Source organism: Mucilaginibacter sp., from assembly GCF_036383575.1.
Taxonomy (GTDB): Bacteria; Bacteroidota; Bacteroidia; order Sphingobacteriales; family Sphingobacteriaceae; genus Mucilaginibacter.
The window spans coordinates 1-3,581 of sequence record NZ_DASVOB010000219.1 but is presented as its reverse complement, the minus strand read 5'-3'; the positions used below and the strand labels follow the sequence as shown (position 1 = coordinate 3,581).

Sequence of the window (3,581 nt, the reverse complement as noted above, 5' to 3'; positions counted from 1 at the left end):
CTAATGGAACAATACGAGCGCAGTAAACGCGGGGTATACTCCGGGGCTATAGGCTATTTTAGTCCCGATGATGATTTTGATTTTAATGTAGTGATCCGGTCGTTGCTTTATAACTCTTCTAATAAATACTTGTCATTTCACGCAGGTGGGGCTATTACCTATCATGCCATTGCCGAAAATGAGTATGAAGAATGTTTGTTGAAGGCTGCTGCGGTGATGCAGGTTTTGGGAGGATAGCAGTTTTCTCTGTAGAGACGCATCACATGCGTCTTTCGCATGCAGACTACGAATAGATTAATTGTCTAATACTGCTTGTCCTATGGGAGACGCATGTGATGCGCCTCTACAAAAGACACTTTACAGATCATCAATTTTCATTATATTGAGCAGTGAAATTTTTAAACACTTGCTCTTTTAATTGTCATTATGTTAAAACCCCTACAAAACATAAAACTGATTCTCGTTACCCTGTTGTTATTTATTGGTGGTATAACCCTCGCCCAAACAAAGTATAAGCCCGCCGATCTGTTCCCTGCGTTACCTTTACTGCCGCCGGGCAATTCATATCGTACCGCCACTGGCGAACCGGGTCCAGCCTATTGGCAAAACAAGGCTGATTATACAATTGATGTAGCGCTTGATGATAAAACCAATGTAATTACCGGTACTGCTACCATTACATATACCAATAATAGTCCGAAGTCACTTTCTGCCTTGTGGTTGCAGTTGGAACAAAATGTGTTTAAAAAAGATTCGCGGGGAATCCAATCCAAATTGTTCCTTTACCAGGATCCTGGTAAAACTACTCCCGACGGCGGGTACCAGGTAGAAGGCGTGCAGCTTGCAGGTAATAAAGGCGGAAATATTAAATATCATATTTATGATACCCGGATGCAGCTTGAATTGTCGCAGCCTCTTTTAAGCGGACAGGCAATCAGTTTCAGTATCCGCTACCGGTATAACTTCCCTGTAAACTATAAAAATGCCGATTTCCTGGTTAACCGTACCGATATCCTCCCAACAAAAAACGGCAATATTTATGCAGTAGCGCAATGGTACCCACGGATGTGCGTATTAGATGATATAGAAGGATGGAACACGCTGCCGTACTTAGGTAATGGTGAGTTTTACCTGGAGTATGGCAATTTTAGGGTAAACATTACCGTACCATCAGGACTTATTGTTGAAAGCTCAGGCGATCTGCTTAATCCAGAAGAAGTATTAACGTCATCTGCATTAAAGCGCTGGCAGGCAGCCAAACAAAGCGATTTGCCGGTACAGATCCGCACAGCGAAGGAAGTAACTGATCCATTGTCAAGGCCAGCCAAGGCAACCTGTACATGGAAGTTTAAACTGGATAACGCCCGTGATTTTGCATGGACTGCCTCGCGCTCATTTATTTGGGAAGGCTTAAGTTTTAAACTTGCCAATGGCAGGCGGGTAATGGGAAGTTCGGTGTACCCGGTAGAATCGGAGAAGCAAGGCAGCTGGAAGCGTTCGTCGGAATATATCAAATTTACTTTGCAGCATTTTTCGGAGAAATGGTTCCCGTATCCCTACAATAAAGCAGTTAACGTGGCTTCAAATCTTGATGGTATGGAGTATCCCGGCATGGTTTTCTGTTCGGCAAAAGATACCGGCAATATGTATTTTGCAGTAGTAAACCACGAGCTGGGGCATACCTGGTTCCCGATGGTAGTGGGAAGCAATGAGCGCAAATATGCCTGGATGGACGAAGGATTTAACATGTTCATCGATAAAATAGCTACCAAAGCTTTTAATAAAGGTGAGTTTATAGGTTATGTAGAGATCGATAGTCCGCTTGATTCGCTGTTTTCAGAAAAGTTGTTGCCCATTATTACCCGGCCCGATGCATTGCCTGGCAATCAGGTGTATCCGCTGCAATATCAAAAAGTGGCATACTCCTTAGCACTTTTGCGGAACCAGATCTTAGGCCCCGAACGTTTTGACAACGCTTTCAGAAAATACATCCGCGACTGGGCTTATAAACACCCAACGCCCTGGGATTTTTTCAGAAGCGTAGACAGTTCAACCGGTGAAGACCTGACCTGGTTTTGGAAATCGATGTTTTTGGAAAACTATCGCCTTGATCAAAAGATAACCAAAGTGGAAAGCCCGGCAGGTACCCAACCCAACATCACCATTGAAAATATGGAAAAGGCCGCCATGCCATTAGTTGTTGAAATAACTTATGCCGATGGATCAAGGGAATATCGTGAATTTCCGGTAGAGATTTGGGAGTACAGCAGTATTTATACTTTCACCGGGGACAAAAAAGCGGCTGTTGCCAAAGTTGTTATCGATCCGGATAAGATCTATCCTGATGTGGATAGGGGCAATAATAGTTACGAATTGAAAAAGTAAGCAATATGCCTTCTTCATCACGTCATTGAGTAACCGCCAGAGAATCTCTGGTAAAAATCGTGATGGCGTGTAAAATATATTGGGGGATGGTGCGCGAAGGCCGCGTTAGGGATTGCAGTGTAAAGCCCACAGCGCGGGTTGGGCTTGTGAGCGGGCAAAGCGAGGACTTGTAACGGAAAGCTCGGGCCGCAGGCAACGCCCATATTATAAAATTTCCCATCCCATCAGGGGCCTCTGTGAGTTTAAGTTAACCCACAAAATTCACCAACCTGAAATTTCAATAGGAGGCACCTACGGAGCCAAAAAATATACTCTTTTAATGTTATAAACACGTGGCTCCGCCGGGGCCGGCAACGTTTTAATCAGGCATTAATTGAGATACTTAAGGACAGATGCACCAGAGGTGCAAAAGGTTTGTAGCATAAAAAGTATAGAAATACCCTTTGCCCCAGAGGGGCAAAACAAAACGCTCGGTGATTAAACGGCAAAACAATTTTGTGGGTTAACTTAAACTCGTAGAGGACCCTGATGTTCTGCGCTATGTTACTCTTAGATATTATACCTTTTACAAGATAATGATCAACCTCGGGTTCATTTTATAGATCCCGGGGTTGGCAATCACAAATCGCTATAACTTCACTCCCCTCAAAAAATCCTCGATACCCATACGTTTCTTGCCTTCTAACTGAATGTCTTTTAGCAATATAAAACCATCCTTGGTGGCAAACTTCAAATAGGTTTTGTTATCCGTTAAAAAGGCTCCGGGTTGTATGTCTGTTTCCGATAGCTGATATTCGGATGCGTAAACTTTTAAATTTTTTCCATTGAGTTCAGTATAAGCAGTAGGCACAGGGCTCAGACCGCGAATTTTGTTGTAGATTGACAGCGCTGGTTGTGTCCAATCTATCTGGCAATCATCTTTAAAGATCTTTGGTGCGTGTCTTAACTCTGTTCCCTCGGCCAGCTGAGCTTGCGGGTGCTCGTTGTAACGGCCGCTCTCAACCGCTTTAACTGTTTTTACCAATAATCCTGCGCCTTTGTTCATGAGGCGGTCGTGCAGTTCGCCGGCATCTTCGTGGCCGGTAAGTGTTATTTTTTCGGTGAAGAGGATGTTGCCGGTATCAATGTCGTGTTTTAAAAAGAAGGTGGTTACACCGCTTTCTTTTTCGCCATTGATCAGCGCCCAGTTAATAGGG

At 43.9% G+C, this 3,581-nt stretch carries 3 protein-coding genes; 2 read left to right on the top strand and 1 reads right to left on the bottom strand.

Translation table 11 applies throughout. The features are described 5' to 3' along the window. Together VF500_RS07845 and VF500_RS07840 are read left to right on the top strand one after the other, a co-directional pair. On the top strand, positions 1-237 hold a 237-nt coding region (locus VF500_RS07845; protein ID WP_330859144.1), incomplete at its 5' end, for a chorismate-binding protein. 189 nt (positions 238-426) lie between these two features. Continuing rightward, the gene (locus tag VF500_RS07840) at positions 427-2,385 is read left to right on the top strand and encodes a M1 family metallopeptidase (protein ID WP_330859143.1); all 1,959 of its coding nucleotides are present in this window, start codon (positions 427-429) and stop codon (positions 2,383-2,385) included. 628 nt (positions 2,386-3,013) lie between these two features. Here the strand turns inward: VF500_RS07840 and VF500_RS07835 are convergent. Continuing rightward, on the bottom strand, positions 3,014-3,581 hold a 568-nt coding region (locus VF500_RS07835), incomplete at its 5' end, for a methionyl-tRNA formyltransferase (RefSeq protein WP_330859142.1).

Excerpts from the sequence above, each read along its gene's own strand:
- VF500_RS07840 (WP_330859143.1), top strand. The coding sequence starts at position 427 with ATGTTAAAACCCCTACAAAACATAAAACTGATTCTCGTTACCCTGTTG.